At 69.4% G+C, this 22,493-nt stretch carries 19 protein-coding genes; 4 read left to right on the forward strand and 15 right to left on the reverse strand.

The window, feature by feature from the left end; all coding sequences use genetic code 11:
• The first annotated feature begins 16 nt into the window (after positions 1-16).
• Positions 17-1,687, forward strand: coding sequence for a helix-turn-helix domain-containing protein (locus L687_RS32025; RefSeq protein ID WP_021199896.1), 1,671 nt, complete (start codon positions 17-19; stop codon positions 1,685-1,687).
• A gap of 282 nt (positions 1,688-1,969) precedes the next feature.
• Positions 1,970-2,431, forward strand: a complete 462-nt coding sequence (locus L687_RS32030; protein WP_031207398.1) for an Lrp/AsnC family transcriptional regulator — start codon at positions 1,970-1,972, stop codon at positions 2,429-2,431.
• A gap of 12 nt (positions 2,432-2,443) precedes the next feature.
• On the opposite strand, the gene L687_RS32035 is transcribed toward L687_RS32030, so the two are convergent.
• Genes L687_RS32035 through rsmA form a run of 3 tightly spaced genes read right to left on the reverse strand, consistent with a single transcriptional unit; the run spans position 2,444 to position 5,354 of the window.
• Positions 2,444-3,376 carry a 4-(cytidine 5'-diphospho)-2-C-methyl-D-erythritol kinase gene (locus tag L687_RS32035; protein WP_021199898.1) on the reverse strand — a complete coding sequence of 311 codons (933 nt, stop codon included), beginning with the start codon at positions 3,374-3,376 and terminating at the stop codon, positions 2,444-2,446.
• A gap of 7 nt (positions 3,377-3,383) precedes the next feature.
• A complete protein-coding gene (mgrA, locus tag L687_RS32040; protein WP_021199899.1) occupies positions 3,384-4,451 on the reverse strand; it encodes an L-glyceraldehyde 3-phosphate reductase in 1,068 nt (355 codons plus the stop codon).
• A gap of 9 nt (positions 4,452-4,460) precedes the next feature.
• Positions 4,461-5,354, reverse strand: coding sequence for a 16S rRNA (adenine(1518)-N(6)/adenine(1519)-N(6))-dimethyltransferase RsmA (gene rsmA / locus L687_RS32045; RefSeq protein WP_021199900.1), 894 nt, complete (start codon positions 5,352-5,354; stop codon positions 4,461-4,463).
• Between the two features lie 90 nt (positions 5,355-5,444).
• Between rsmA and L687_RS32050 the strand changes: the two genes are divergently transcribed.
• Complete coding sequence (locus L687_RS32050; RefSeq protein ID WP_021199901.1) at positions 5,445-6,713, forward strand: MFS transporter; 1,269 nt, start codon at positions 5,445-5,447, stop codon at positions 6,711-6,713.
• Here the strand turns inward: L687_RS32050 and L687_RS32055 are convergent.
• The 10 genes from L687_RS32055 to rsmI all read right to left on the reverse strand — a co-directional run bounded on the left by L687_RS32055 (position 6,692) and on the right by rsmI (position 19,464).
• Positions 6,692-7,570 carry a TatD family hydrolase gene (locus L687_RS32055; protein WP_021199902.1) on the reverse strand — a complete coding sequence of 293 codons (879 nt, stop codon included), beginning with the start codon at positions 7,568-7,570 and terminating at the stop codon, positions 6,692-6,694. The two genes, L687_RS32050 and L687_RS32055, sit on opposite strands and share 22 nt — an antisense overlap.
• A gap of 30 nt (positions 7,571-7,600) precedes the next feature.
• A complete protein-coding gene (gene metG / locus L687_RS32060) occupies positions 7,601-9,193 on the reverse strand; it encodes a methionine--tRNA ligase (RefSeq protein ID WP_021199903.1) in 1,593 nt (530 codons plus the stop codon).
• Between the two features lie 39 nt (positions 9,194-9,232).
• Positions 9,233-10,789 carry a molybdopterin-dependent oxidoreductase gene (locus tag L687_RS32065; RefSeq protein ID WP_031207402.1) on the reverse strand — a complete coding sequence of 519 codons (1,557 nt, stop codon included), beginning with the start codon at positions 10,787-10,789 and terminating at the stop codon, positions 9,233-9,235.
• A gap of 62 nt (positions 10,790-10,851) precedes the next feature.
• A complete protein-coding gene (locus tag L687_RS32070) occupies positions 10,852-12,021 on the reverse strand; it encodes a glycoside hydrolase family 1 protein (RefSeq protein ID WP_021199905.1) in 1,170 nt (389 codons plus the stop codon).
• A gap of 37 nt (positions 12,022-12,058) precedes the next feature.
• Entirely contained in the window at positions 12,059-13,786 is a 1,728-nt protein-coding gene (locus L687_RS32075) for an ABC transporter ATP-binding protein (RefSeq protein ID WP_021199906.1), read from the reverse strand.
• Positions 13,783-14,697, reverse strand: a complete 915-nt coding sequence (locus L687_RS32080) for an ABC transporter permease (RefSeq protein WP_021199907.1) — start codon at positions 14,695-14,697, stop codon at positions 13,783-13,785. Before L687_RS32080 ends, L687_RS32075 begins: the two co-directional genes overlap by 4 nt.
• Positions 14,694-15,674: an ABC transporter permease gene (locus tag L687_RS32085; protein WP_021199908.1), complete on the reverse strand. Its 981-nt coding sequence runs from the start codon at positions 15,672-15,674 to the stop codon at positions 14,694-14,696. The genes L687_RS32080 and L687_RS32085 overlap by 4 nt, the downstream gene beginning before the upstream one ends.
• A complete protein-coding gene (locus L687_RS32090) occupies positions 15,671-17,320 on the reverse strand; it encodes an ABC transporter substrate-binding protein (RefSeq protein ID WP_021199909.1) in 1,650 nt (549 codons plus the stop codon). The genes L687_RS32085 and L687_RS32090 overlap by 4 nt, the downstream gene beginning before the upstream one ends.
• A gap of 207 nt (positions 17,321-17,527) precedes the next feature.
• Positions 17,528-18,640 (reverse strand): LacI family DNA-binding transcriptional regulator, encoded by a 1,113-nt coding sequence (locus tag L687_RS32095; RefSeq protein ID WP_021199910.1) that lies wholly within the window; start codon positions 18,638-18,640, stop codon positions 17,528-17,530.
• Positions 18,637-19,464, reverse strand: coding sequence for a 16S rRNA (cytidine(1402)-2'-O)-methyltransferase (gene rsmI, locus L687_RS32100; RefSeq protein WP_021199911.1), 828 nt, complete (start codon positions 19,462-19,464; stop codon positions 18,637-18,639). The genes L687_RS32095 and rsmI overlap by 4 nt, the downstream gene beginning before the upstream one ends.
• A 62-nt stretch (positions 19,465-19,526) precedes the next feature.
• Between rsmI and L687_RS32105 the strand changes: the two genes are divergently transcribed.
• Entirely contained in the window at positions 19,527-21,080 is a 1,554-nt protein-coding gene (locus L687_RS32105; RefSeq protein WP_021199912.1) for a dolichyl-phosphate-mannose--protein mannosyltransferase, read from the forward strand.
• A 26-nt stretch (positions 21,081-21,106) separates the two neighbouring features.
• Here the strand turns inward: L687_RS32105 and L687_RS32110 are convergent, their stop codons facing one another.
• Both L687_RS32110 and L687_RS32115 read right to left on the reverse strand, forming a co-directional pair.
• Complete coding sequence (locus L687_RS32110) at positions 21,107-21,979, reverse strand: hypothetical protein (protein WP_021199913.1); 873 nt, start codon at positions 21,977-21,979, stop codon at positions 21,107-21,109.
• Positions 21,980-22,008: 29 nt separating this feature from the next.
• Positions 22,009-22,491 (reverse strand): Lrp/AsnC family transcriptional regulator, encoded by a 483-nt coding sequence (locus L687_RS32115; protein ID WP_021199914.1) that lies wholly within the window; start codon positions 22,489-22,491, stop codon positions 22,009-22,011.
• Positions 22,492-22,493: the final 2 nt, after the last annotated feature.

A 22,493-nucleotide genomic window follows, 5' to 3' on the forward strand; every position in this document is an offset into this window, starting at 1 on the left:
CCTGGGCCCTGTGCTCATGTCCGTGACGACCAGGCCCCGCGCCAGCCTCGGCCGGGTCATCGAAGACCTCGGCAACACCCTGCTCGAGGTCGTGAGCGGTGCGGCCGACGACGACGCCGAGATCGAGACGGTCGTCATCCACGACGTCCTCGACGATGCCATGCCGATGCGCGGTGCCCTCGTCCTCGGCGTCGGGCTGAGCGACCCCGAGGAGATCGCCGCACTGCTGCAGACCCTCGCCGCCCAGCACGCCTCCGCCCTCGTGCTACGCGCCCCGGTGCGCGCCGAGCAGCCGGTGCGCGATGCGTCCGAGGCCACCGGCATCCCTGTCCTCGCCCTCACCCGCGGGGCGTCGTGGGCACAGTTGGCCGCGATGCTGCGCTCGCTCATCGCCGAGGGCGACGTCGGCGATCAGGGAGCCACCACGCTCGGCGGGATGCCTTCCGGCGATCTCTTCGCCCTCGCCAACGCGATCGCCACCCTGTTGAACGCCCCGGTCACGATCGAGGACCGCAACTCCCGGGTCGTCGCGTTCTCGGGGCGCCAGCACGAAGCCGATCCGGCACGCATCGAGACGGTTCTCGGACGACAGGTCCCCGAGCGGTTCGCACGCCAGCTCGAAGAGCGCGGGGTCTTCCAGGAGCTGTATCGCAGCGAGGATCCGATCGACGTCGGTCCGGTGCTCAACACCGAGGGCCTTCCGTCCTTCCCCCGCGTGGCCCTGGCCGTGCGCGCGGGCGACGAGATCCTCGGATCGATCTGGGCCGCGGTGCAGGAGCCGCTCTCCCCCGACCGTGTGCGTGCGCTGAAGGACTCCGCCGGCTTGGTGGCCCTGCATATGCTGCGCCTGCGGGCCGGTGCCGATGTCGAGCGCCGGCTGCGCGCCGACCTGCTCGCCACCATCCTCGAAGGGGGTCCGGGTGCGGCGGATGCCACGGCGCGGCTGCGGCTGAACGACCACCGATGCGTGGTCCTCGCGCTGTCCGCGGCGGAAGAGGCCGACGACGAACCATCGGCCGGCGCCCGGGGTGTCGCGGAGAGACAGCACATCGCCGACGCCTTCGCCGTGCACCTGGGCGCGGTCTACCTCCGTTCCGCCGTCGCCGTGATCGGCGATGTCGTGTACGCCGTGGTCGGCACCCGCCCGGAGCAGGGCGATGCCGAATCCGGAGCCGAGCGCAGCGACGCGGACAACCGCGCTGCGCGTGTGGCCACCGACTTCCTCGGTCGGCTCGGAGCGACCAGCGAGATCCGCATCGGCGTCGGTACGGTGGCGGACGAGACCGCCGGCATCCCCTCATCCCGCGCGAACGCCGACCGCGCCCTCCGCGTGGTCCGACAGGCCCCGTCGCATGAACCGGTGGCACGCTTCACCGCTGTGCAGATGGAGGCACTGCTGGTCGAGCTCGGCGACCTCGTGCGTGCACGGGGTGACCAGCCCACCGGCCCCGTCGCCCAGCTCCTCGCCCAGGATCGGGAGAAGGGCACGCACCTGGTCGAGACGCTGCGGGCCTGGCTCGATGCCTTCGGCGATGTCGCGGTGGCCGCGGCACGGGTCTACACGCACCCGAACACGTTCCGGTATCGGCTGCGCCGACTGTCGGAGATCAGCGGACTCGATCTGACCGATCCGGAAGCCCGGTTCTCGGCCATGGTGCAGCTGCGTCTGCTCGTTCCCCGCGACTGACGCACCCCTCGCACCATCAGCGGACAGCGCCACCTCAGGGACAGCGCCTGCCCCGCCCCTCCCGGGGACGGGGCCGGCCGAGGCTCGTGGCCCGTCGCCGTCGACACCCGGCAGGGGCGGCTCGTGGCCTCTCCGTCGAGTGCGCGTGATGCCCGCTCGTGGCCGACATCCTGCGTATCTGACACTCATCTCAACACGTATAGGGCATTCAGACCATAGAGTGAGTTTCGATTGATCGATCCGATCAATCCACGCGACCCGAAGAAGGCGACGGTGATCGAAATGGCCAACCTCGACGAGACCGACCGACGGATCCTCACGGTGCTCGACACCGACCCACGGCGCCCGGTGGCCCTGATCGCCCAGGACCTCGGCCTCGCACGCGGCACCGTGCACGCACGTCTCGACCGTCTCGAGTCGGGTGGCTATCTGCGTGCGCACAGCTCGCGCATCCTCCCGCAGGCACTGGGCCGCGGCGTCGCCGCCTCGATCCTCGTCGAGCTCGACCAGCACAAGATCACCGCCGCGATCGAGGCGCTCAGCCGTGTTCCCGAGGTGCTGGAGTGCTTCGCGCCGGCCGGTGACACCGACCTGCTGCTGCGCGTCGTCGCCAAGGACCCGGACGACCTCTACCGCGTCGCCGAGGTGGTGCGGCTGTGCCCCGGCATCCTCCGCACCTCGACGAGCCTGTTCCTGCGCGAGGTCATCCCCTACCGGGTGAGCGCACTGCTGCAGGCGGAGTGAGCGTCTCGCCCGTCAGCCGATGATGCGCGCGCCCGGAACGGGACCGTGCACATGCAGGGGGTCGAGCCCTCCCTCCCGCAGCGAGGACTGCACGTCCTGTGCGGTCTCGGGATCGGGGCACAGCAGGGCCACGGTGGGTCCGGAACCGGAGACGATGCCCTGCAACGCGCCGGCAGCGACCCCCTGACGGATCGTGTCAGCGAGGTCGGGTCGCTCGTAGAGGGCCGCAGCCTGCAGATCGTTGAACAGCGTCTCGGCGAGCCTCACCGGGTCGCCCGACCGAAGCGCCTGCAGCACCGGGATCGGCACGTCGAGCGACAGCGGCGGATCGTCGGCGAGAGCCCCCTCCTCCTCGCGCAGCAGGTCGAGGCGCTCGTAGACCACGGGCGTCGAGAGCCCTTGCTCGCTGGGCACCAGGATCCAGTCGAAGCGTCCGCGCGCGAGTGCCGGGTTGAGCTGATCGCCGCGACCGGTGCCGACCGCCGTGCCGCCGTGCAGCGCGAAGGGCACATCCGCGCCGAGACGCGCGGCGAGGTCGTGCAGGCGCGTCTGCGACAGCCCGGTGCCCCACAGCGCATCGCAGGCGACCAGGGCGGCCGCAGCATCCGCAGATCCTCCCCCCATGCCCCCCGCGACGGGCACACTCTTGCGGATCTCCAGGGCGACTCCGCCGCGATGATCCACGGCCGCGGCGAGCAGCTTGGCCGCACGCATCGCGAGGTTGCGGTCGTCGAGAGGAACCGAGCCGATGTCTTCCACACCCGAGACCGTGACCGAGAAGTCGTCGGCCGGGCGCGCGATCACGTCTTCGTAGAGGGAGACCGCCTGGAACACCGTCGCCAGCGCGTGGTAGCCGTCGTCATGCCGCCCGCCGACCCCGAGGAAGACGTTGATCTTCCCCGGGGCGCGCACGTGCACGGAATCGGTGAACGCGGCATGGCTCATGATCGGGTCACAGCTCCGAGGACTTCGCCCACAGGTTGACGTCGATGGCGCCGGCGAGCTCGTCGATGCGGGCGAGCTCCTCCGTCGTGAAGGCGGGTCCGTTCACCGCCGCGATGTTCTCGTCCAGCTGTTCGGGACGGGAAGCGCCGATCAGTGCGGAGGCCACGACGGGGGTGCGCAGCGTCCACTGCAGGGCGAGCTGCGCGAGCGACTGGCCGCGTCCCTGCGCGACCTCGTTGAGTGAACGCAGCGTCTGCACCGCGTCGTCGGTGAGCCGCCCCTCCGGCAGCGAGCCGCGCTTCTGCGCGCGCTCGGCCGTACCGTCACCGAGGTACTTGTCGGTGAGCAGCCCCTGCGCCAGCGGCGTGAAGGCGATCGCCCCCAGGCCCGACTGCTCGAGGGTGTCGGTCAGGCCGTCCTCGACCCAGCGGTTGAGGATCGAATATGCGGGCTGATGGATGACCAGCGGCGTGCCGAGGTCCTTCGCGACCGCGACGGCCTCGGCCGTGCGCTCGGCGCTGTAGGACGAGATCCCGACGTACAGGGCCTTGCCCTGCCGCACCAGGGTGTCGAGCGCGCCGACCGTCTCGGCGATCGGGGTGACCGGGTCGACGCGGTGCGAGTAGAAGATGTCGACGTAGTCGAGACCCATGCGGGTCAAGGACTGCTCTGCACTGGCGAGGATGTACTTGCGGCTCGCGAAGTCGCCGTAGGGGCCGGGCCACATGTCCCACCCGGCCTTCGACGAGATGATCAGCTCGTCGCGGTACGGGCGGAGGTCTTCGGCGAAGATGCGCCCGAAGTTCTTCTCGGCCGAGCCGTAGGGCGGGCCGTAGTTGTTCGCCAGATCGAAGTGCGTGATGCCGCGGTCGAACGCGTGGCGCAGCAGTGCGCGCTGGTTGTCGAGCGGGATGTTGTCGCCGAAGTTCCACCACAGCCCGAGCGAGATCGGGGGCAGGTAGAGGCCGGACGTGCCGACCTGGCGGTAGGCGAACTGCTGGTAGCGGTTCTCGTCCGCCGCATACGGACGGTGCAGCTCGGGGACATCGGGGCGGAAGCGGGGGGAGTCGGTCACGGTGCCAGATTACTGGGTGGGAGCGACGTCGTCGGTGACGATCTCCGCAGCGGCGTCCGCCGCCGGGGCGTGCTGCGCGATGCGCTGGTAGTCCTCGACCGTGAGGTCTTCTCCGCGTGCAGTCGGGGCGACACCGGCGGCGATCAGCACCTCCGACGCCGCGGCCGAGCTGCCGAAGATCCCGGAGAGGGCCTGGCGGAGCATCTTGCGGCGCTGGTTGAACGCCGCGTCCACGATCTGGAACGTGCGGCGACGCTCCTCCTCGGTGCCGCGCTCGCCCTCGGAGCGGTCGAAGCCGACGAGCAGGCTGTCGACGTTCGGCACCGGCCAGAACACCTGGCGGGAGACGTTTCCGGACAGCTTCCACTCCCCGTACCAGGCGGCCTTGACGCTGGGCGAGCCGTAGATCTTCGAGCCGGGCTTCGCGGCCAGGCGCTCGGCGACCTCGGCCTGGACCATCACGACGCCGCGCTGGAGGTAGGCGAAGTTCTCGAGGAAGTGCAGCAGCACCGGCACCGAGACGTTGTAGGGCAGGTTGGCCACCAGCACGGTGGGCTCCCCCGGCAGCGCGGTGATGCGCAGCGCATCCGCATCGACGACCGTGAGCCGATCGGCCTCGACGCCGTGCTCGGCCGCGGTCTGCGCGAGGCGGGCGGCCAGTCGGTGATCGATCTCGACGGCTGTGACGGAGGCGCCGGTCTCGAGGATCGCGAGCGTCAGGGAGCCGAGCCCCGGTCCGACCTCGACCACACGCTCGTGCGGCTGCACGCGGGCCGCCTGCACGATCTTGCGGACGGTGTTCGCATCGGTGACGAAGTTCTGGCCGAGCTTCTTCGTCGGGGTGACGTCGAGCTCGGCGGCGAGGCGGCGGATCTCGGTGGCGCCGAGCAGGGTGACGGTCATCCCCCCATTCTCCCCCACTCCTTCGATGTCCCCCGCCGTCAGTAGTCTTCTCTGGTGCCTTCTCTCGGTGAACTCGTCGCGCCCCGCCGCATGGGCCGAGACTTCCGCTGGCTGCTCGCGTCGTCGTGGACGAGCAACGTCGGCGACGGCGTCGCGCTCGCGGCCGCTCCGCTGCTCATCGCGTCGATGACCTCGTCGCCGATCCTGGTGGCGGCCGGCGCGATCCTGCAGTTCCTCCCCTGGCTGCTCTTCGGCCTGCACGCCGGCGCGATCGCCGACCGCTTCGACCGTCGTCGCCTGGTCATGTTCGCCAACGCGGCCAGAGCCCTCGTGCTCGCAGCTCTCTGCGTGTTCCTCCTCACCGGGGTCGCGAACATCTGGATCGTGCTCGCGGTCGCGTTCCTCTACGGCACCGCCGAGGTCTTCGTCGACACGGCGGGAAGCACGCTGCTGCCCATGCTCGTGAAACCCGCAGACCTCGGCGTCGGCAACGCGCGCCTGCAGGCCGGATACCTGGTCGCGAACCAGTTCGCCGGTCCCCCGCTGGGAGCATTCCTGTTCGCGGCCGGCACGGCGTGGCCCTTCCTGCTCGAGGTCGTGTGCGTGAGCTTCGCCGTGGTGCTCATCTCGCGCATGGCGACGACGCCCGTCCCGCCCCGGGAGACCGACACCCACCCGCCCGTGCACACCGACATCGCCGAAGGCCTGCGGTGGCTGTGGCGCAACCCGCCGGTACGGATGCTGGTGCTCATCATCCTGGTCTTCAACATCACCTGGGCGGCCCCCTGGGGCGTCCTCGTGCTGTACGCCACCGAGCACCTGCACATGGGCGCGGTCGGCTACGGTGCACTCACGACGGCATCCGCGGCCGGGGGGATCCTCGCGACCCTCAGCTTCGGCTGGTTGGAACGGCACGTGTCGTTCGCGACGCTGATGCGCGTCGTGCTCTCGCTCGAGGTGCTCATGCACCTGTCGTTCGCCCTCACCACCACCGGGTGGGTCGCCCTGGTCATCATGTTCTTCTTCGGCGCCTACGCGTTCGTGTGGGGCACGATCTCCACGACCGTGCGACAGCGGCTCGTCCCCGCCGAGCTCCAGGGCCGGGTGGCATCCGTGAACATGGTCGGCGTCTTCGGCGGCATGGTCGTCGGTCAGGCGCTCGGCGGCGTGATCGCCCAGGTCTGGGGGCTCACCGCCCCGTGGTGGTTCGCCTTCGTCGGCGCAGCCCTCACCCTGCTGCTGGTGTGGAAGCCCATCTCGCAGATCGTGTCGGCGAAGCCCATCGCCGACACCGGTCCCGACGACGCGGAACCCGCGAGTCCGTCGGCGAACGAGCCTCAGGAGTCGAAGGAGCCGTAGACCCGCAGGGTGTTCTCGGCGAGCTGGGCGCACAGCTCATCGACGTCGAGGTCGAGTTCGGCGGCCATGAAGCGCACCGTGATCGGCACCAGGTAGGGCGCGTTCGGGCGTCCGCGCAGCGGCACCGGGGTGAGGAACGGCGCATCCGTCTCGACCAGGAGGCGATCGAGCGGGGTGACCTTCAACGCATCGCGCAGGTTCTGGGCGTTCTTGAACGTGACGTTGCCGGCGAACGACAGGTGGTACCCGGCATCGGCGCAGATGCGCGCCATCGCGTCGTCGCCCGAGAAGCAGTGGAACACCGTGCGCTCCGGGGCGCCGAGGCGGGAGAGCGTCTCCAGCACGGCGTCGTGTGCGTCGCGGTCGTGGATCTGCATCGCGATGCCGTGCTTCTTCGCGAGCGCGATGTGCGCCTCGAACGACTCGAACTGCGGCGCCCGCCGTTCGGGCTCCGTGCGGAAGAAGTCCAGCCCCGTCTCGCCGATCGCCCGGGTGCGCGAGTGTGCGGCGAGCTCGTCGATCACCGCGATCGCCTCATCCAGACGCCCCTCCTCTGCGTACGTCGGCGCATCGTTCGGGTGGATCGCGACGGCGGCCAGCACACGAGGGTCGGATGCCGCGGCCTCGACCGCCCACCGCGACGACTCGATGTCGCCCGAAGCCTGAACGACCCCGGCGATGCCCACGGCCGCCGCCCGGTCGAGCTGCTCGCTCAGCGAGAGCGGATCGTCTCCGTCGAGGATCTCGAGGTGCGCATGGTTGTCGTACACCGGAACCGTCAGCGGTTCGGGGGCGGACGGATACTTCAGATCCTTGCGTCCGTCCCCCGAACGCTCACGCACGTAGGTCTCGGCCATCTCTTCGCGCTCTGTGTTCCGGGCCGCGGCTCAGCCCGCTGACTCCACCCGCGGGAACAGCGGCGAGAGGCCGTTGACACTGGTGCCGGGGCGCAGCACGCCCCAGGCGCCCGCCTCGCGGATCGGCTGGTCCTGCAGGCGGCCCAGGGTCTCGGCGGCGCCGAGGGCGACCCAGAGCTTCTCGGTCGATTCCGGCATCACCGGCGACAGCAGCACCGCGAGGGCGCGCAGCCCCTCGGCGCAGGTGTACAGCACGGTGCCGAGGCGTGCGCGCTGGTCCTCGTCTCCGCTGTTCGCCTGCTTGGCCAGTGCCCACGGCTCGTTCGCGGTGATGTAGCCGTTGAGCGCGTCGACGATCGTCCAGATCGCCGAGATCGCCTCATCGATGCGGAACTGCGCGATGGACGCATCCGCATTCGTCGCCGCATCCGCCACGATCTTCTGGATCGCGAGGTCCTTCTCGGTGTACTCGGCCGCGGGCGGCACGACGCCATCGAAGTACTTCTCGATCATCGCGGTCGTGCGCGAGGCGAGGTTGCCGAAACCGTTCGCGAGCTCGGCCTGGTAGCGGGCCGACAGGTCTTCCCACGAGAAGGATCCGTCCTGGCCGAACGCGATCGCCGAGAGGAAGTAGAAGCGGTACGCGTCCGAGCCGAAGACGTCGGTGATCTCGGTCGGCGCGATACCGGTGAGCTTCGACTTCGACATCTTCTCGCCGCCGACGAGCAGCCAGCCGTGCGCGAACACGCCCTTGGGCACGTCGAGGCCGGCCGCCATCAGCAGCGCGGGCCAGATCACGGCGTGGAAGCGCAGGATGTCCTTGCCGACCACGTGGTAGGCGGGCCAGCGGCGTGCGAAGGTCTCCTCATCGGAGCCGTAGCCCACGGCCGTGGCGTAGTTCAGCAGGGCGTCGACCCACACGTAGATGACGTGCGACTCGTCCCAGGGCAGCGGGATGCCCCAATCGAAGGTCGAACGCGAGATCGACAGGTCCTTCAGACCCTGGCTCACGAAGGAGACGACCTCGTTGCGCGCGGAGTCGGGGCGCACGAAATCGGGCTGGGTCTTGTAGAGCTCGAGCAGGCGGTCCTGGAACTCGCTGAGCTTGAAGAAGTAGTTCTTCTCCTGCAGCAGTTCGAGAGGCTTGGAGTGGATCGCGCAGACCTTGAGTCCCTCGAAAGGACCGGTGCCGTCGACGATCTCCGACTCGGGCTTGAACTCCTCGCAGCCCACACAGTAGAGCGCCTCGTACTCGCCCGCGTAGATGTACCCGCGGTCGTACAGGCGTTGGAAGAACGTCTGCACGTTCGTCTCGTGCCGCTCCTGCGTCGTGCGGATGAAGTCGTCGTTGGCGACGTCGAGCGTCGTCAGCAGCGGGAACCAGCTCTCGCTGACGAGCTTGTCGACCCATTCCTGCGGGGTGACGTTGTTCGCCGCCGCCGCGCGCAGCATCTTCTGACCGTGCTCGTCGGTGCCCGTGAGCATCCAGGTGTCATCCCCCGCCTGGCGGTGCCACCGTGCGAGCGTGTCGACGGCCACCGTCGTGTACCCGTGACCGATGTGAGGCACGTCGGACGGGTAGTAGATGGGCGTGGTGATGTAGAAGGATTCGCCTGCGGGCATGGAGCAATTCTAGGTGCGATGCCGCGGGTGGTTACGCGCTCAGCCGACGGAGACGTCGATGCGGTGCCATCCCTGAGCGCCGTCGGGTGCCGGAGCAGCCGGATCCGAGGTCTGCGTCTCGCCGTCGGCGCTCAGCGCCCGGCATTCGATGGTGTGCGCACCGCTCTCGGCGGTCCAGTCGAGACTCCACTGCACCCAGGTGTCGGCGGAGATCGCGGTCGCGAGCTCGGCGGCGCGCCACGGGCCGTCGTCGATGCGCACCTCCACCCCGGCGATGCCGACGTGCTGCTGCCAGGCCATCCCGGCGATCACCGCGGCCCCCGCCGGGACCGACTGCCCACGGCGCGGGACGTCGATGCGGGACTGCAGCTTGATGGGCCCGCGATCCGACCACCCTCGCGTCGTCCAGTAGGCCGTGGCACGGTCGAACCGCGTCACCTCCAGCTGTGTGACCCACTTCGTGGCCGACACATAGCCGTAGAGACCCGGCACCACCATCCGCACCGGGAATCCGTGCTCGATCGGCAGCGGCTCTCCGTTCATGCCGATCGCGAGCAGAGCGTCGCGGTCATCCGTGAGCGCCTCGATCGGGGTCGATGCCGTGAAGCCGTCGGCCGAGGTCGAGAGCACCATGTCGGCGTCGCGATCCACACCCGCGCGCGCGAGCAGCTCCCGCACCGGAAGACCCAGCCAACGGGCGTTGCCGATCAGTGATCCCCCGACCTCGTTCGACACGCAGGCGAGCGTCACGTCGGACTCCTGCATCGGCATGGCCAGCAGCTCGTCCCAGGTGATCTCGATCTCGCGGTCGACCATCCCGTGGATGCGCAACGACCAGTCGGCCGGGTCGACCTGCGGCACGATGAGCGCGGTGTCGATCCGGTAGAAGTCCGCGTTCGGTGTCACGACGGAAGCCAGACCGCGGATCCCCAGCTCCGCGCCGGCAGGAACCGCGGCCGCTGCGCGTGCCGCGCTCGGCAGCCGCAGGGCATCGCGGACGGCTTCGATCGAACGGCTCGCGCCGCGCGCGACGTTCCCGACGATGAGAGCCACGGCGCCGGCCGCGGCGACCCCGGAGGTCCACAGCAGGAACCGTCTCCGGTCCTCGCCGTCGGGCTGCAGGCCCGCGACCGGTCGCAGTCGCGCCACGAGGAGACGCAGAGTGATCACCGCCACGAGCCCGGCGATGAGACCGGGGAGCCAGGCGAAGGGTCCCGCGCCGGGTCGGATCATCGCCGCGACGACGGCGAGAACGCCGAGGGCGCCCAGGATCACCGCCCCGAGACCGGATCGTCTGCGCTCCAGGATCCCGGCGACGGCGGCGACGACGACGAGCACGACGGCGATCCCCGTGATCAGGGCCGCCTTGTCCCCGGTGCCGAACAGCGCGATGGCGGTGTCCTTCGCCCAGCTCGGTGCGAGATCGATGAGCCCGCTCCCGATCACGGCGAACGGGCTCGCGCTCGGCTCCACCACCGCGGCGACGAGCTCCGCCAGGCCGACGGCGAGGAACGACGCGCTCAGGCCGGCGGCGGCTGCCCGGAGGGTGTCCCGCCGCGCCTCTTCCCCCCGCGTCGCGTGCATCGCGTTCGTCATGACCCGAGGGTAACCCCGCCGCGGATGCCGGGGCGCATCCGCGGCGGGGTCGGCGGCGCCTCTCAGAGGCCGTTGCGGCGCGCGACCTCTCCGAGCCAGGCGAGCGACGGCTTCGGCGAGCGCTCGAACGTCTCGTGGTCGAAGCCGATCAGGCCGAACGTGGGCCGGAAGCCGCTGGCCCATTCGTAGTTGTCGAGGGCGCTCCAGTGCTGGTAGGCGCGCACGTCGATGCCGTCGGAGATGGCGCGGTGCAGTCCCTCGAGCGCACCCTGCGTGTAGGCGATGCGCCGCGTGTCGTCAGCGGTCGCGATGCCGTTCTCGGTCACGAGCACGGGCACTCCGCCGCTCCGCTCCCAGGCGCTGCGCACTCCCATCTCGAGCGCCTCGGGGAAGAACTCCCAGCCGGTCAGCGTGGTCTCCACATCGTCCGCCACCGGGCGCGGGCCCTCGGGACCGATGAAGGTGCGGGTGTAGGCCTGCACGCCGACGAAGTCGTCGCCGGCCGACTGGTCGAGGTACCAGTGGTCGCGGGGGTCGCCGTACGCGGCGAGCATCTCGTCGGCGCCAGGCTCTCCCGTGGAGTGGAACGCTTGCGTGGCGATGGTCCATCCGGCCTTGACACCGGGCACCGAGTGCAGGATCTCCGATGCGCGGTGGTGCGCCTCGAGCAGCGTGTCGGCGACGGCGAGGTCGGGGTTCGGGAGGCCGTAGGCGACGAGGTTCGCCGCGTCCTCTCCTCCGGCCAGCATCGCCGCGATGTTCGGCTCGTTGATCGTGCACACGTAGTCGATGCCGTCGAGGATCGGCAGCACGGTCTCGACGTAGCGGGCGAACAGGTCGACCGCGTCGTCGGCACGCCAGAAGCCGTCCTTCTGGAACCACTGCGGCACCGTGAAGTGCATGAGCGTGACCGTGGGGTCGAGCCCGTTCTCGCGGGCGGTGTCGATCATGCGACGGTAGTGGTCGAGCATCGCCCGGGAGACGAAGCCGCGCTCGGGCTCGATCCGCGCCCACTCCACCGAGAACCGGTAGGAGTTCAGCCCGGCGGCGGCGAGCAGCCGCATGTCCTCCGGGTAGCGGTGGAAGTGGTCGGCGGCGTCACCGGAGGGCTCCACCATGGGCGAGCCGGGCGCGTGTTCCATCGCCCACCAGTTGCTCGTGGTGTTGTTGCCCTCCACCTGGTGGGCCGCTGTCGCGGCACCCCACAGGAAGCCGTCGGGGAATGCGAGCACGAGTGCTCTCCTCTCTCTTGTGTTGAAGTCGTGACGGTCAGCGCAGGCGCGCGGGATTGGGCACCGCGTCCAGCAGCTGGATCGTGTACGGATCCTCCGGATGCTGCAGCACCTCCGAGGTCTCGCCGCGCTCGACCACCCGGCCGCCGTTGAGCACCAGGATGTTCTGGGTCACCAGGCGCGCGCTCAGCAGGTCGTGCGTGATGTAGAGCATGCTGATGCCCCACCTCTCGCGCAGGTCCTCCAGCAGCGCCAGCACCCCGGCACGCAGCGAGACGTCGAGCATCGAGACGGGTTCATCGGCGATCAGCACCTGCGGGTCGCTCGCGAGCGCCCTGGCGATCACGACGCGCTGCCGCTGCCCGCCGGAGAGCTGGTGCGGCAGCTTGGCGGCGAACTGCTCGACGGGCGTGAGGCCCACCGTCTCGAGCAGCTCGAGCACTCGCGCCCTCGCCTCGGGCCCCCGCAGCGTCGTGTAGTTCATGACCGGACGGGTGAGGGCGTACTCGACCGTGTGCAGCGGGTTGAGCGCCGCATACGGATCCTGGAACACCATCTGCACGTCCTTGCGGAGGTCGCGCAGTCCACGGCGTTTGAGCGTCGCGACGTCGACATCGCCGAAGTGCACCGTACCGGAGGTCGGCTTCTCGACCCCCGTCAGCATCTTGGCGATGGTCGACTTGCCCGAGCCCGAGGCGCCCACGAGTGCCAGGGCCTCCCCCGGTTCGAGACGGAACGACACGTCGTCGACCGCGGTCACGGCGTCCTGCCCACGGCGAGGGGCCGGGTAGTGCTTCGAGACGCCCTCCACCACGATCGCCGCATCCGCACGACGGGTGTCGCGCGACGACACGGTCGGCAGCGTCTCGGTGACGTCGGTCCGCGCACGTCCTTCACGACGGCGGGTACCGGCGTCGAGGAAGCCGGGGATCTCGATCTTCTCCGCGCGGGGGTCCGCGTAGTGGCTGAGGAGCATCCGGGTGTACTCGTCCTGCGGGCGCTCGAGGATGTCGATGCTCCTCGCGTCTTCGACGATGTGCCCTTCGTGCATCACCATCACCCGGTCGGTCGCCTCCAGCACGATGCCGAGGTCGTGACTGATGAGGATGGCGGTGAAGTGCTCGGCCCGCTGCAGCTCCTTGATCGTGTCCATCACCGCGTGCTGCACGAGCACGTCGAGCGCCGTGGTGGGCTCGTCGAACACCATCAGCTGTGGTTCGAGAGACAGCGCGAGCGCGATCGAGGCACGCTGGCGCATACCGCCGGAGAGCTCGCCCGGGTAACGGGCGAGCACCGACGCGTCGAGACCGACCTTGCCGATGAGCTCACGGGCACGCGCATCGCGGGCGTCCTTGGGCACGTGTCCGTGCGCCGCGAAGATGTCGCGGAAGTGGTTGCCGATGGTGCGCACGGGGTTGAGGGCGTTCATGCCCGACTGCAGCACCATGGCGAATCCGCCCTGACGCTGACGACGCAGCTCCTCGGCATCCAGCTCGCGGATGTCGCGCCCGCCGAAGAGGATGCGCCCCGCGCTGATGCGCGCCGGGGGCTTCTGCAGTCGCGTGAGGGCGAAGCCGAGGGTCGACTTGCCCGACCCCGACTCGCCGACCAGACCGACGAACTCGCCGCGGCGGAGCGAGAACGACACGTTCTCGACCGCGGTGACGGGCTTCGTGCCCGGCGAGGCGTATTCGACGGACAGCCCCTGCACCTCGAGCAGGATGTCGTTCTCCGTGGTGGTGGTCGCGGGTGCCATGGCGGTCATCGACCCTTCCCCTCTCGCAGGCGCGGATTGGAGATGCCGTCCACGCCGAAGTTGATCAGTGTCAGGCTCAACGCCAGCAGTGCGATGCACAGACCGGGGGCGAACAGCAGCAGCCACTGTCCGGTGAGCAGGGAGTTGGAGTTCTGCGCCCAGTAGAGCATGGTGCCCCAGCTGACGATGCTGGAGTCGCCGAGGCCGAGGAACTCCAGGCCTGCCTCCGCCAGGATCGCGGCCGTCGCCGCCCCGAAGAGCGTGCCGGCGATGATCGACGTCATGTTGGGCAGGATCTCGCGGAAGATGATGCGCGTCCTGCTGTCACCCGAGAACTGCGCCGAGGTGACGAAGTCGTTGCCGCGCAGCGACTGCGTCTGGCTGCGGAGCACACGGGCGCCCCAGGCCCAGCCGGTCACCACGATGACCGCGATGATCATCAGGATGCCGCCGTTCTGCAGGTACGCGGCGATCACGATCATGAGCGGGAGTCCGGGGATCACCAGGAAGAGGTTGACGATGAAGCCGACCACCTCGCCGGCGAAACCGCGCATGTAGCCCCAGCTGAGACCGATGAGCACCGCCACGATGGTCGACAGGATGCCGGCGGCGAAGCCGACGAGCAGGCTGACCTGTGCGCCGTAGATGAGCTGGCTGAGCACGTCCTCCCCCGCGGCCGTCGTGCCGAGCCAGTGCGCCCACGACGCATCGGCGTTGCGCTCGAAGGTGTTGTCCTTCGCGCCGTAGGGGGCGAGGACGGGGGCGAACACCGCCACGAGCACGAAGAAGGCGAGGATGCACAACCCGAGCCGTGCCTTGCCATTGCTCCAGAGGGTGGCGACCATGCGCCCGAAGGCGCGCCATGGGCTGGGCGCAGCGATGCGCTCGGCGGGGATCTTGACGTTCATGGTGGAAGTCATCGGCGGGTCCTTGGGTCGAGTACCCCGTACAGGATGTCAACGAGGAAGTTGGCGATGAGCACGCTCACGGTGATCATCAGGAAGAGCGCCTGCATGAGCGGGTAGTCCTGCCCGATCACGGCGTTGAAGAGCAGATAGCCGATGCCCGGATACCCGAACACCTGTTCCACCAGGATCGATCCGCCGACCACACCGCCGAGCGTGAGCCCGAAGCCGGTGAGGTTCGGCAGGATCGCGTTGCGCGCGGCGTAGCGGAGGGCGATCGTGCGGCCGTGCAGCCCGTTCGCCTCGCCGAACGTGATGTAGTCCTCGCCGAGCGTATTGATCATGGCGTTGCGCATGCCGATGATCCATCCGCCCAGGGAGGTGAGCAGGATCGTCAGGGCCGGCAGGAACGCGTGGCTGAGCAGGTCTCCGAGGAACTCCCAGGTGAACCCGGGTGTCGTGGTCGCCGAGTAGGCGCCGGTGGTCGGGAACCAGTGCAGCACGTAGCCGAAGAAGAACAGCAGCAGCAGCGCGGTCCAGAAGTACGGGAACGTGCTGAGGAACGAACCGGTCAGCGTCGGGAGGGTGTCGAGCCAGGTGCCGCGACGCCAGGCGGCGGCGACGCCGATCAGCGTGCCGATCACGAACGCGAGGATCGTGACGATGCCGACGAGCCCGATCGTGTACGGCAGCGCCGTGGACACCATGCTCGACACCGACTGCGGATAGAACGTGTACGAGACACCGAAGTCGAGCCGGACGACCTGGCCGAGATAGGCGATGTACTGGTCCCACAGCGATCCGGTCGGAACACCCAGCTGCGCCTCGATGGCGGCGCGCGTGGCGTCCGACACCGGCCCGTTCTGGGACAGCTTGGCGATGGCGGCATCCGCCGGGGAACCGGGCATCATGCGCGGGAGGAAGAAGTTCAGGGTGACCGCGGCCCACAGGGTGAGCACGAACAGGCCGAACTTCTGGAGCACGTACTTCACTTGTCGTCCTCCTTCACGCGCTCGAGCCGGGTGAAGATGCCCAGCGGCGCGGAGTCGTAGTTCTGCGGGATCATGTACGGGTCTTCCTCACTCGGCCAGCCGGTGAACTTGGCGTCGCTGAACAGGCCCCAGATGCCGCCGTAGTAGAGGCCGATCACAGGCATCTCGTCGTAGACGACGCCCTGCAGCTCCTTCACGATCTCGGCCTGGCGGGCGGCGTCGACGGTCTCGCGATACTCGGCGAGCAGTGCGTCGACCTTGTCCGACTTGTAGCGCTCGAAGTTGTTCGCGGTCGGCTTTCCCGACGGCACGTAGAACTCGCTGGAAAGCAGGTTGTTGTAGGCCTGGTACACGTCGCCGTTGCCCATGCCGCCGATCGCCATCTCGAAGTCGCCGTTGCTGATCGCGCTCTGATATCCCGCGGGCTGCGGAAGCTTGAGGGTGACCTTCACGCCGACGTCGGCGAGCTGGCTGCGCACGGTCTGCGCCGCCCTGGTCCAGTCGGAATACCCGTTCGCCGTGGTCAGCGCGAACTCGAGCTGCTCGCCGTTCGCGTCGACGAGACGGTCGCCGTCGAGGGTGTAGCCCGCGTCGGCGAAGGCGGCGAGAGCGGCATCCTCGTCCTGCGTGATCATGCCCTGATCGGGGATGCTCGGATCCAGGTACTGCTCCTGGTTCGGAAGGATGAGACCCGTCTGACCCGCCGGCTTCATGTATCCCTCGGAGGCGGTCTCTGCGATCTCCTCACGATCGAGGGAGAGCGCGATGCCGCGTCGCACGTTCACGTCGTCGAAGGGCGCGACCTCGAGGTTCGGCATCAACGCGATCACGCCGCCGGGCGGGAACCACCACGCGTTGTGCTCGCTCGCCGCGCCCCAGGTGCCCTCGACGTCGGAGATGAAGGAGTAGGCCCAGTCATAACCGCGGGTGACGGTGTCGAGCTGCGAGTTCGTGGCGGGGAGGATGATGTGCTCGATCTCGATCGAGTCGGCCTGCCAGTAGTCGGGGTTCTTGTCCATCGAGTACTGCTGGTCGTTGTAGTTGCCGAGCACGAACGGCCCGGTTCCGACCGGATCCTCGTTGCGATACGTGCCGGGGTCCTTCACATCGGACCAGAGGTGCTCGGGCACGATCATGGTCTGACCGAGGATCGCCAGCGATGGCGCGTCCTCGGTCTTGAGGTGCAGGATCACGTCGCTGCCCTCGGTCTCGACGCTGTCGAGGTGCTGCCATGCGCCCTTGATGTCGAGCGACGGGTTGTCCTTGAGCAGCTGGAACGTGAAGGCCACGTCCTCGGGCGTCAGGTCTTCGCCGTCGCTCCACTTCACGTCGTCGCGGATCGTCATGACGATCGTGCGCGCGTCGGGCTGACTCCATTCGGAGGCGAGCCACGGGTTCTGCGTGCCGTCGAGCGGATTGATCAGGATCAGCGGCTCGTAGATCCACCGCGACGCGGTGCGCGTGTTGGTGAGGTACGGGTTGAAGTTCTTCGTGAAGAACGGGTTGCCCTTGTCGGCATTGATCAGCATCGTGTCGGCGCCGATCGACGGATCGGGTTGGGATGTGATCTGGATGCTGCAGCCGCTGAGGGCGACCGCCACGGCCGCGAGGCCCACGATCGTCGCTCGGCGCCAGCGCTGCATCATGCGCCGTCCCGGTGTTCTGCCACCTGACATCTGCCACCTCATGTCGTCTCTGTCATGAAGGGCGCCCCTGCCGGACCACCGGAACTTCGGAACACCCGCACGGCCTGCGCCGTCTCAGGGCGGTGTGCACCGCCTCAGTGATTGTAAGCGCATACATTTTGCGATCGCAACCCCTTGACACGGGCGCGCCGACCATGGCCGCGCCGTTCAGACGGGGTGCTGAGAGCTCTCGCGCAGCAGGATCTGGAGGGGCAGCCGGGCGACCACCGGGTCGGCTTCCGCGTTCTCCAGCCGCCGGGCGAGCACCTGAACGGCCGCCCGGCCGAGGTCGATCATCGGCTGACGGATCGTGGTCAGCGGAGGCTGCGACAGCGCGGCGGCCTCGATCCCGTCGAAGCCCGTCACCAGGACGTCGTCCGGCACGCGGATACCGGCGCCTCGGAGCACGTCGAGCGCTCCGAGCGCCATCTGATCGTTCGCGGCGATCAGCGCGGCCGGCACCCCCGCGGCGAGAAGCTCCTCGGCCGCGCGGCGCCCCGATGCGCGGGTGAAGTCGCCGCGCAGCACGGTCACGTCGTCGAGCCCACCACCGGCAGCCGTCACGGCGGCCGCGAACCCCTCCCAGCGCTGCAGGCCGTCCGGCGAATCCGCGGGCCCCGCGAGGAACGCGAGCCGCCCGTCTCCCACCTGCGCCAGCACGTGCCTGGTCAGCTCACCCATCGCCTCGGCGTTGCTCACCGTGACGTGGTCGTAGTGATCGCCGCGGGGAGGACCCGAGAGCACCACCACGGGGATGCGCCGCGCCAGCCGGGCCAGCACGTCGTCCGGCACGCTGCTCGCGAGGACCATGAGCCCGTCCACACGGCCCGCCATGTCGCGCACGGTGGAGCGGTCAGGGTCGTCCCGCCCGACGCCGACCATCAGCACGAAACCCTGCTTCCAGGCCTCCAGCTCCGCACCGCGCAGCACCTCGTCGAGGAACAGCATCGAGGTGTGCCGGCCGTCGGATTCCACCTCGTCGCGGACGATCGCGAACGGCGGTGCGTCGGCGTCGGCGGCGGAGAGCGCGTCGAGGGGCGGAGCATCCTCGGCGGCGTCGAACCCCGGGAAGTACAGCCCGAGCACCCCGGTTCGACGCTCGGCGAGTCCGCGGGCGCTGCCGCTGGGCACGTACCCCAGCGCGGCGACGGCGTCGAGCACGCGCTCACGGGTGACCGGGCGCACCGCATCCGGCGAGCGCAGCACACGCGAGACCGTGGCGATCGAGACGCCGGCCCGATCGGCCACGTCGTACACGGTCGCCGCCTTGCTCACGGTCACGCTCCTCCGGAGCGGGCGGCGAGGGCGGCCTGATAGAGGTCGCGGGAGGAGAGACCCGTGAGGCCGGCGACCTCGGAGGCGGCGTCCTTCAACCGGATGCCGTCGGCGACGAGCTTCTGCACCTGCGCGAGAGCGTCTTCCGGGGAGGCATCGCGGTGCGCCGCCCCTTCGACCACGACGACGATCTCACCCTTCACGCCGTCCTCGGCCCAGGCGACGAGTTCCGATGCTGTGCCGCGGCGCACCTCCTCGTACAGTTTCGTCAGCTCTCGGCACACCGCGATCCGCCGGTCGTCGCCGAATGCCGCCCCCATGTCGGCGAGGGAGCTCGCGAGGCGGGCGGGCGATTCGAAGAAGACCATGGTGCGGGGTTCGGCCGCCAGCGCGCGCAGAGTCGAACGCCGCTCCCCCGGCTTGCGCGGCAGGAACCCCTCGAACGTGAAGCGGTCGGTGGGCAGGCCCGAGATCGCGAGTGCCATCAGCACCGCGCTCGGCCCGGGGATCGCGGTCACCGTGACGCCCTGAGCGACCGCTTCGGCGACCAGCCCGTAGCCGGGGTCGCTCACGGTGGGCATCCCGGCATCGCTCATCACCACGATGTCGGTCTCGGCCGCGAGAGCCGCCAGCTCGGCGGCCTTCTGCTTCTCGTTGTGGTCGTGCAGGGCGATCAGGCGCGGGCGATTCTCGATCTGCAGGGCCTTCAGCAGACGTTGCGTGGTGCGGGTGTCTTCGGCCACGATGACCTCGGCGTTCTCCAAGACCTCCACGAGACGGCGCGACGCGTCGCCGAGATTTCCGATCGGAGTGGCGGCGAGGATGATCACCCGCCCAGCTTAGGCGGGCCGGATGCAGCCGGCCGAGAAGGCCGGTTGTCTAGGCTGGAGCGGTGACCGCGCCCGTGCCCCTGCTTCCCGCTCCCGATGAGCGGTTGACGCGCTACGGGCGACTGCGTGACCGCCTGCTCAACGCCCCCGACTGGGGACGCGCGATCCGGTGGCTCGCACCCCTCGTCATCACCGCGATCGCTGCCCTCCTCCGGCTGATCAACGTCGCCCATCCGCATCAGCTCGCTTTCGACGAGACGTACTACGTCAAAGACGCCTGGTCGCTGTGGACGCTCGGCTACGAGGGCACCTGGGGCGAGAACGCCAACGACGCCTTCGTCACGCTGCAGCAGCTGCCGCTGTCCGAACAGGGCGCGTTCATCGTGCATCCGCCGCTCGGCAAGTGGCTCATCGCGCTCGGCATGGCGATCGGCGGGCCGGACAACAGCGCCGGCTGGCGACTCGCGACCGCGGTGCTCGGCAGCGCCTCGGTGCTCCTGGTCTACCTAATCGCGCGACGGCTCAGCGGTTCCGTGATCGTCGCGAGCGTGGCTGGGACGCTGCTCGCGATCGACGGTCTCAGCATCGTGATGAGTCGCATCGCCCTGCTCGACGGCATCCTGACCTTCTTCGTCCTGCTGGGTGCGCTCTTCGTGATCATCGACCGGCAGCGGACGATCCCCGTGCTCGAGAAGCGCGATCCCGACACCCCGGATCCGTTCTGGGGTCCGGTGCTCTGGCGTCGTCCGTGGCTGATCGCCGCGGGAGCCGCCCTCGGCGCGGCGTCGGCCGTGAAGTGGTCGGGGCTGTACGTGCTGGCGGGCTTCGGCCTGTACGTCGTCGTCACGGATGCTCTCGCCCGCCGTCGCGCGGGAGTGGTGCTGTGGCCGACTGCGGCCGCGTTCCGACAGGGGCCGGTCTCGTTCGTGCTGCTCGTCTTCCCCGCCCTGGCGGTGTACCTGATCAGCTGGACCGGCTGGCTGGTGACGGCAGGGGGCTATGACCGCCAGAGCGACCCGAACCCGCTGATCGCGCTGTGGAAGTACCACGAGTCGATGCTCGGCTTCCACGTCGGCCTCACTCGCGGCCACCCCTACGCGAGTCCCGCCTGGGAGTGGCCGTTCCTGCTGCGCCCCACGGCGGTCTGGGTCGACTCCGACCCTGCGGGCTGCGGGACGGATCACTGCATCGGCGTGATCTCGGCGATCCCGAATCCGCTCATCTGGTACGCGGGCGTGGCCGCAGCGATCTACCTGCTCTACCGCCTGGTGCGCGGCTGGATCACCCGGCAGCCCGTCGGCCCGGAACTGAGCATCCCCCTGGTCGGCCTCGCCGTCACCTACGTGCCGTGGCTGATGTTCCCCGACCGCACGATCTTCCAGTTCTACACCGTCGTGATGATGCCGTTCCTCGTGCTCGCGCTGGCGATGACGCTGCGGATCATCGCCGGGCGACGTGAGGATCCGCTGCACCGCCGGCAGTCCGGCGAGCGCACCGTGATGATCTTCCTCGCGTTCGTGGTGCTCGTGTCGGCGTTCTTCCTTCCCCTGTGGACGGGGATGAGCGTGCCGTACGAGTTCTGGCTGGTACACAACTGGCTGCCCGGCTGGGTGTGAGCCCGCCCGACGCACCACGGCGTCCCTCAGACCGCGAGTGACCCCACGATCTCGTCGAGCGTGCGCCCGAACGCGAAGCGGTACCAGTCCAGGGCGTCTTCGCCGGAGAGCTGAGCGACGTGACCGTCCTCGCCGGTGAACGACCATCGCGAGGTGCCTGGGGGCCAGGACGCCATGGTCTCCGGCTGCGGAACCTCCGTCGACGCGGATGGCGGCAACGGAGGAAGGCCGTGCGCCTGCCGTCCACGCGCCCCCACAGCCGTCGCGAGCCAGAGCTCGGCGAAGGCGCGGGGACGCAGCGACGCGATCGGTGCGGGGGTCTCCGCGCGGTAGACGACCGTCATGGAGTCGGAACGCACGACGACCCATCGCTCCCCCGCGGCGAGGAACCGACAGCGCACGTCGGAGTGCAGGTCGATCGTCGCGCCGAGCCGCGCGAGCGCGCCGACGGCCGCTGAGGAGAGCAGCTTCTCCGGAACCTCCCGCTCGCGGCGGCGCTGTTCCGCCTCCAGGCGCTCGGCCGCGAGCGGCGCGTACTCCACGCTCAGGGCATCCCGATTCGCCGCAGCGCCCGCCGCCAGTCGCCCGTGCAGCCACTGCGGATCGAGCTGCAGGAAGTAGCGGAAGACGACCGGGATCGGCGACGCCGACCCCCGCAGCCGGCGGTTCCTGACCAGCAGACACACGCCGTGGTCCACCGACCACACCGCCGACACGGTGCCGTCGACGACCGCGACCCACGACCATCCGCGGTTCTCGATCTCCGGATGCGTCGCCTCGAGCAGATCTGCCAGGCGCGTGCCGTCCGGAAACGACAGGCGACGCGCATGGGACGACATGTCGTCGCCCATCGCGACGCTGTCACGGTCGAGGTCCACGAGCACAGGAGCAGCGACCATGACGACGATGCTAGCGGGATCGCCTCGCCCTAGAGCACCTCGTCCGCGGCGACGTGCTCGACCAGCGGGAGCACACGGCCCGAGAGATGCGTGCGCATCGCGATCGACGAGGCGGTGCGCGCGACTCCCGGCACCAGGGCGACCCGATCGAGCACCTCCTGCAGCCGCGTGGCATCGCGCGCCACCAGCCGCAGCTGCATGTCGCTGGCCCCCGTGACGGTGTGCATGTCGACGATCTCGGGGACGGCATCCGCAAGAGCCGTGGCGACGTCGTCGTGCCCCACCTTCTGATCGATCTCGACCAGGCAGAACGCGACGACGCCGTAGCCGAAACCCGCCGGATCGATCCGCGGCACGATCGCCTCGATCACCCCGCCCTCGTGCAGGCGCGCGAGCCGGCTCGTCGCGGTGCCGCGCGCGATCCCGAGTCGCCGTGCGCACTCCAGGATCGGTAGCTGCGGCGACTCCGTGAGCAGGCGGATGAGCTGGGCGTCGAGGCGATCGATGCGCATCG

It is taken from the genome of Microbacterium maritypicum MF109 (assembly GCF_000455825.1).
GTDB classification, from domain to species: Bacteria; Actinomycetota; Actinomycetes; order Actinomycetales; family Microbacteriaceae; genus Microbacterium; species Microbacterium maritypicum_A.

Excerpts from the sequence above, each read along its gene's own strand:
- L687_RS32110 (WP_021199913.1), bottom strand. The coding sequence starts at position 21,979 with ATGGTCGCTGCTCCTGTGCTCGTGGACCTCGACCGTGACAGCGTCGCG.
- L687_RS32030 (WP_031207398.1), top strand. The coding sequence starts at position 1,970 with ATGGCCAACCTCGACGAGACCGACCGACGGATCCTCACGGTGCTCGAC.
- L687_RS32090 (WP_021199909.1), bottom strand. The coding sequence starts at position 17,320 with ATGATGCAGCGCTGGCGCCGAGCGACGATCGTGGGCCTCGCGGCCGTG.
- L687_RS32065 (WP_031207402.1), bottom strand. The coding sequence starts at position 10,789 with ATGACGAACGCGATGCACGCGACGCGGGGGGAAGAGGCGCGGCGGGAC.
- L687_RS32115 (WP_021199914.1), bottom strand. The coding sequence starts at position 22,491 with ATGCGCATCGATCGCCTCGACGCCCAGCTCATCCGCCTGCTCACGGAG.
- L687_RS32055 (WP_021199902.1), bottom strand. The coding sequence starts at position 7,570 with ATGGCCGAGACCTACGTGCGTGAGCGTTCGGGGGACGGACGCAAGGAT.
- L687_RS32080 (WP_021199907.1), bottom strand. The coding sequence starts at position 14,697 with ATGACTTCCACCATGAACGTCAAGATCCCCGCCGAGCGCATCGCTGCG.
- rsmA (WP_021199900.1), bottom strand. The coding sequence starts at position 5,354 with ATGACCGTCACCCTGCTCGGCGCCACCGAGATCCGCCGCCTCGCCGCC.
- L687_RS32050 (WP_021199901.1), top strand. The coding sequence starts at position 5,445 with ATGGGCCGAGACTTCCGCTGGCTGCTCGCGTCGTCGTGGACGAGCAAC.
- L687_RS32075 (WP_021199906.1), bottom strand. The coding sequence starts at position 13,786 with ATGACCGCCATGGCACCCGCGACCACCACCACGGAGAACGACATCCTG.
- L687_RS32025 (WP_021199896.1), top strand. The coding sequence starts at position 17 with ATGTCCGTGACGACCAGGCCCCGCGCCAGCCTCGGCCGGGTCATCGAA.
- metG (WP_021199903.1), bottom strand. The coding sequence starts at position 9,193 with ATGCCCGCAGGCGAATCCTTCTACATCACCACGCCCATCTACTACCCG.
- L687_RS32035 (WP_021199898.1), bottom strand. The coding sequence starts at position 3,376 with ATGAGCCATGCCGCGTTCACCGATTCCGTGCACGTGCGCGCCCCGGGG.